A 5499-nucleotide genomic window follows, 5' to 3' on the forward strand; every position below is an offset into this window, starting at 1 on the left:
CGATGGCCCGCGAGAGCTCCGCGGCCGACGCCGGACCGGCCGGCGCCGCCGTCCTGGCCGACAGCCCCGCCGACCGCGTCGTCACAGCCCTCGACGCCGAGGGCGCCGACGTGCACCGCCCCGAGCTCGGCAGCCTCGTCGCCACCGTCCCCGGCGACCCCCAGACCCGCAACGAGGCCCGGCAGGCCGTCGCCGCCGTCGACGACGAGGCCGTACGCCTGAAGTCGGCCGTCAAGGCCCGCGACGGCTTCTTCACCACCTACTTCATCAGCCCGTACTCGCGCTACATCGCCCGCTGGTGCGCCCGCCGCGGACTGACCCCCAACCAGGTCACCACCGCGTCCCTGATCACCGCGCTCATAGCCGCCGGCTGCGCCGCGACCGGCACCCGCGGCGGCTTCGTCGCCGCCGGCGTGCTGCTCCTCGCCTCCTTCGTGCTGGACTGCACCGACGGCCAGCTCGCCCGCTACTCCCTGCAGTACTCCACCCTCGGCGCCTGGCTCGACGCCACCTTCGACCGAGCCAAGGAGTACGCCTACTACGCGGGCCTCGCCCTCGGAGCCGCCCGCGGCGGTGACGACGTGTGGGCCCTCGCCCTCGGCGCGATGGTCCTGCAGACCTGCCGGCACGTCGTGGACTTCTCCTTCAACGAGGCCAACCACGACGCCACCGCCAACACCAGCCCCACCGCCGCCCTCTCCGACAAGCTCGACAGCGTCGGCTGGACGGTCTGGCTGCGCCGCATGATCGTCCTGCCGATCGGCGAACGCTGGGCGATGATCGCCGTCCTCACGGCCGTCACCACCCCCCGGACCACCTTCTACGCCCTGCTCGTCGGCTGCGCCCTCGCCGCGACGTACACCACGGCGGGCCGGGTCCTGCGCTCGCTGACCCGCAAGGCCAGGCGGACCGACCGGGCGGCACAGGCGCTGGCGGACCTCGCCGACTCCGGCCCGCTCGCCCAGGCCCTCACCGGCCCGCTGAAGAACCCCGCGCGCCGCCTGCCCGGCTTCACCGCCCCCGCCGTCGCCCTGCTCGGCGGCCTCGCCGTCGTCGCCACGGCCCTGCTCACCGGCTTCGGCGGCCCCTGGACGATCATCGCCGCCTGCGGCTACGCCCTGACCTCGGCCCTCGCCGTGGCCCGCCCCCTCAAGGGCGCCCTCGACTGGCTGGTCCCGCCGTTCCTCCGCGCCGCCGAGTACGGCACCGTCCTGGCGCTGGCGGCGAAAGCGGACGTGAACGGAGCCCTTCCCGCGGCCTACGGGCTGGTGGCCGCGGTCGCCTACCATCACTACGACACGGTCTACCGCATCCGCGGCAACGCGGGCGCGTCCCCGCGCTGGCTGGTGCGGGCGATCGGGGGGCACGAGGGCCGCACCCTGGCGGTCGCCGTCCTGGCGGCCCTGCTCACCGCCTCCCAGTTCACGGTCGCGCTCACGGTCCTCGCCGTGGCCGTGGCCCTGGTGGTGCTCTTCGAGAGCATCCGCTTCTGGGCGTCCGCAGGGGCGCCCGCCGTACACGATGAAGGAGAACCCGCATGATCGGCCTCGTGCTGGCGGCCGGCGCCGGACGGCGTCTGCGCCCCTACACCGACAGCCTTCCCAAGGCGCTGGTGCCGGTGGGGCCCGCGGGCATAGAGGGCGAACCGACGGTCCTGGACCTCACCCTCGGCAACTTCGCCGAGATCGGCCTGACCGAGGCCGGGATCATCGTCGGCTACCGCAAGGAGGCCGTCTACGAGCGCAAGGCCGCCCTGGAGGCGAAGTACGGCCTCAAGCTCACCCTCATCGACAACGACAAGGCCGAGGAGTGGAACAACGCCTACTCCCTGTGGTGCGGCCGTGACGCCCTCAAGGACGGCGTGATCCTCGCCAACGGCGACACCGTGCACCCGGTCTCCGTCGAGAAGACCCTGCTCGCCGCCCGCGGCGAGGGCAGGCGCATCATCCTCGCCCTCGACACGGTCAAGCAGCTCGCCGACGAGGAGATGAAGGTCGTCGTCGACCCCGCCAAGGGCATGACGAGGATCACCAAGCTGATGGACCCCGCCGAGGCCACCGGCGAGTACATCGGCGTCACCCTCATCGAGGGCGACGCCGCCGACGAGCTGGCCGACGCGCTGAGGACCGTGTGGGAGACCGACCCGCAGCAGTTCTACGAGCACGGCTACCAGGAACTGGTGAACCGCGGCTTCCGGATCGACGTGGCGCCGATCGGCGACGTCGCGTGGGTGGAGATCGACAACCACGACGACCTCGCCCGCGGACGGGAGATCGCGTGCCAGTACTGACCCGGCTGATCCCCTCACCGGTCGTCGTGGACATCCGCCCGGGCGCCCTCGACGACCTGGCCTGTGTCCTCGCGGACGAGCGCATCTCGCAGTCCGGCCGGCTCGCCGTCGCCGTCAGCGGCGGCTCGGGCGCCCGGCTGCGCGAGCGGATCGCGCCCTCGCTGCCCGGCGCCGACTGGTACCAGGTCGGCGGCGGCACCATCGACGACGCGGTCCGGCTGGCGAGCGACATAAAGGGCGGCCACTACGACGCGGTCGTCGGCCTCGGCGGCGGGAAGATCATCGACTGCGCCAAGTTCGCGGCGGCGCGCGTCGGCCTGCCCCTGGTCGCCGTCGCCACCAACCTCGCGCACGACGGCCTCTGCTCGCCGGTCGCGACCCTCGACAACGACGCGGGCCGCGGCTCCTACGGCGTACCGAACCCGATCGCGGTCGTCATCGACCTCAATGTCATCCGCGAGGCCCCGGTCCGTTTCGTACGGTCCGGCATCGGCGACGCCGTCTCCAACATCTCCGCGGTCGCCGACTGGGAACTGGCCCACCGCGTCAACGGGGAGAAGATCGACGGCCTGGCCGCCGCCATGGCCCGGCAGGCCGGCGAGGCGGTGCTGCGGCACCCGGGCGGGGTCGGCGACGACGGCTTCCTCCAGGTGCTGGCCGAGGCACTGGTCCTCACCGGCATCGCCATGTCCGTGTCGGGGGACTCCCGCCCCTCCTCCGGTGCCTGCCACGAGATCAACCACGCCTTCGACCTGCTCCACCCCAAGCGGGCCGCCGCCCACGGCGAGCAGTGCGGACTGGGCGCCGCCTTCGCGATGTACCTGCGCGGAGCCCACGAGGAATCGGCCGCCATGGCCGAGGTGCTCCGCCGCCACGGACTCCCGGTGCTGCCGGAGGAGATCGGATTCACGCCGGACGAATTCGTCCGGGTCGTCGAGTTCGCCCCGGAGACCCGCCCCGGACGCTTCACCATCCTCGAACATCTCGACCTGAAGACCGAACAGATCAAGGACGTCTACGCCGACTATGTCAAGGCCATCGGTAGCTGAACTCCGTCCGGTCGTGCACCCCCCGGGGGTCAAGGACCGGCGCAGCGGTGAGCACTGGATGGGGCGCCTCTACATGCGCGAGGTGTCCCTGCGGGTGGACCGCTACCTGGTGAACACCAGGGTCACGCCCAACCAGCTCACGTACCTGATGACCGTGTGCGGTGTCCTCGCGGCCCCGGCGCTGCTGGTGCCGGGGATCACGGGGGCCGTCCTCGGCGTGGTCGCCGTCCAGCTCTACCTGCTGCTGGACTGCGTCGACGGCGAGATCGCCCGCTGGAGGAAGCAGTACTCGCTCGGCGGCGTCTACCTCGACCGGGTCGGCGCCTACCTCACCGACGCGGCCGTCCTGGTCGGCCTCGGCCTGCGCGCCGCCGACCCGTGGGGGTCCGGACGGATCGACTGGCTCTGGGCCTTCCTCGGCACCCTGGCCGCGCTCGGCGCGATCCTGATCAAGGCCGAGACCGACCTCGTCGGCGTCGCCCGCCACCAGAACGGGCTGCCGCCGGTGAAGGAGGCCGCCGCCGAGATGCGCTCCTCCGGCATGGCGCTGGCCCGCCGGGCCGCCGCCGCGTTCAAGTTCCACCGCCTGATCCTCGGCATAGAGGCGTCCCTGCTGATCCTGGTCCTCGCGATCGCGGACGCGGCCCGGGGCGACCTGTTCTTCACCCGCCTGGGCACCGCCGTCCTCGCCGGCATCGCCCTGCTGCAGACCCTGCTGCACCTGGTGTCCGTCCTCGCCTCCAGCAGGCTGAAGTGAGCGCCGGCATGAAGGTCGGCGCGGTGATCATCACCATGGGCAACCGCCCCGACGAACTGCGCGCCCTGCTGGACTCGGTCGCCAAGCAGGACGGCGACCCGGTCCAGGCCGTGGTCGTCGGCAACGGCTCACCCGTCCCCGAGGTCCCCGAGGGCGTCCGCACCGTGGAACTGCCGGAGAACCTCGGCATCCCCGGCGGCCGCAACGTCGGCATCGAGGCCTTCGGCCCCGGCGGCACCGACGTCGACATCCTGCTCTTCCTCGACGACGACGGCCTGCTCGCCGGCCACGACACCGCCGAGCTGTGCCGCGAGGCCTTCGCGGCCGACCCGGCGCTCGGCATCATCAGCTTCCGCATCGCCGACCCGGAGACCGGGGTCACCCAGCGCCGCCACGTGCCCCGGCTGCGCGCCTCCGACCCGATGCGCTCCTCCCGCGTGACCACCTTCCTCGGCGGCGCCAACGCCGTACGCACCAAGGTCCTCGCCGAGGTCGGCGGGCTGCCGGACGAGTTCTTCTACGCCCATGAGGAGACCGACCTGGCCTGGCGGGCCCTCGACGCCGGCTGGATGATCGACTACCGGTCCGACATGGTGCTGTACCACCCGACCACCGCCCCCTCGCGGCACGCGGTCTACCACCGCATGGTGGCCCGCAACCGGGTCTGGCTGGCCCGCCGCAACCTCCCCGCGCCCCTGGTCCCGGTCTACCTGGGCGTCTGGATGCTCCTCACCCTGCTGCGCCGGCCCTCGCGCCCCGCGCTGAAGGCGTGGTTCGGCGGATTCCGGGAGGGCTGGGCCACCCCCTGCGGACCCCGTCGGCCCATGAAGTGGCGTACGGTGTGGCGGCTGACCCGACTGGGCCGGCCCCCCGTCATCTGACAAGCTCGTATCCGGGAACATCGGGGCCGTACCCAGGCTCTCCGGCTCATGCCAGGCCCGCCCGCGGGCCGCGCATCTCGAGGATGAAAGTTTTCCACCAGTGAGTGAGACCACGCACGACGGCAGGGTCGCGGTCACCGCGCCCGTGCCGCCCGACGAGGGCCTGACGGCGGACCGGCTCGCCGCCAAGTACGGGCTGACCGTCAGCGGCGCCCGGCCGTCCCTGCGCGAGTACGTCCGTCAGCTCTGGGACCGGCGGCACTTCATCCTCGCCTTCTCCCGGGCGAAGCTGACCGCCCAGTACAGCCAGGCCAAGCTCGGCCAGCTCTGGCAGGTGGCCACCCCGCTGCTGAACGCGGCCGTGTACTTCTTCATCTTCGGCCTGCTGCTGGGCGCCAACCGGGGCATTCCGAAGGACGTGTACGTGCCGTTCCTGGTGACGGGCGTGTTCGTGTTCACCTTCACCCAGAGCTCGGTGCTCGCCGGGGTGCGGGCCATCTCCGGGAACCTGGGGCTGGTGCG

6 protein-coding genes are annotated in these 5499 nt (G+C 72.4%); all 6 read left to right on the forward strand.

Annotated features, from left to right (window positions below):
- Positions 1 to 1541, forward strand: a 1541-nt coding sequence (locus tag B7767_RS18785; RefSeq protein ID WP_107486172.1) for a DUF5941 domain-containing protein, incomplete at its 5' end; no start/stop codon positions are given.
- Positions 1538 to 2290 carry a sugar phosphate nucleotidyltransferase gene (locus B7767_RS18790; RefSeq protein WP_085573194.1) on the forward strand — a complete coding sequence of 251 codons (753 nt, stop codon included), beginning with the start codon at positions 1538 to 1540 and terminating at the stop codon, positions 2288 to 2290. The genes B7767_RS18785 and B7767_RS18790, both read left to right, overlap by 4 nt.
- Positions 2278 to 3339: an iron-containing alcohol dehydrogenase family protein gene (locus B7767_RS18795; RefSeq protein ID WP_085573195.1), complete on the forward strand. Its 1062-nt coding sequence runs from the start codon at positions 2278 to 2280 to the stop codon at positions 3337 to 3339. Before B7767_RS18790 ends, B7767_RS18795 begins: the two co-directional genes overlap by 13 nt.
- Positions 3317 to 4096, forward strand: coding sequence for a CDP-alcohol phosphatidyltransferase family protein (locus tag B7767_RS18800; protein WP_179167194.1), 780 nt, complete (start codon positions 3317 to 3319; stop codon positions 4094 to 4096). The genes B7767_RS18795 and B7767_RS18800 overlap by 23 nt, the downstream gene beginning before the upstream one ends.
- A gap of 8 nt (positions 4097 to 4104) precedes the next feature.
- On the forward strand, positions 4105 to 4977 hold the full coding sequence (locus B7767_RS18805) for a glycosyltransferase family 2 protein (RefSeq protein WP_085573197.1): 873 nt from the start codon (positions 4105 to 4107) through the stop codon (positions 4975 to 4977).
- A 100-nt stretch (positions 4978 to 5077) separates the two neighbouring features.
- On the forward strand, positions 5078 to 5499 hold a 422-nt coding region (locus tag B7767_RS18810), incomplete at its 3' end, for an ABC transporter permease (protein WP_373408225.1).

It is taken from the genome of Streptomyces sp. 13-12-16, from assembly GCF_002114215.1.
Lineage (GTDB): Bacteria > Actinomycetota > Actinomycetes > Streptomycetales > Streptomycetaceae > Streptomyces.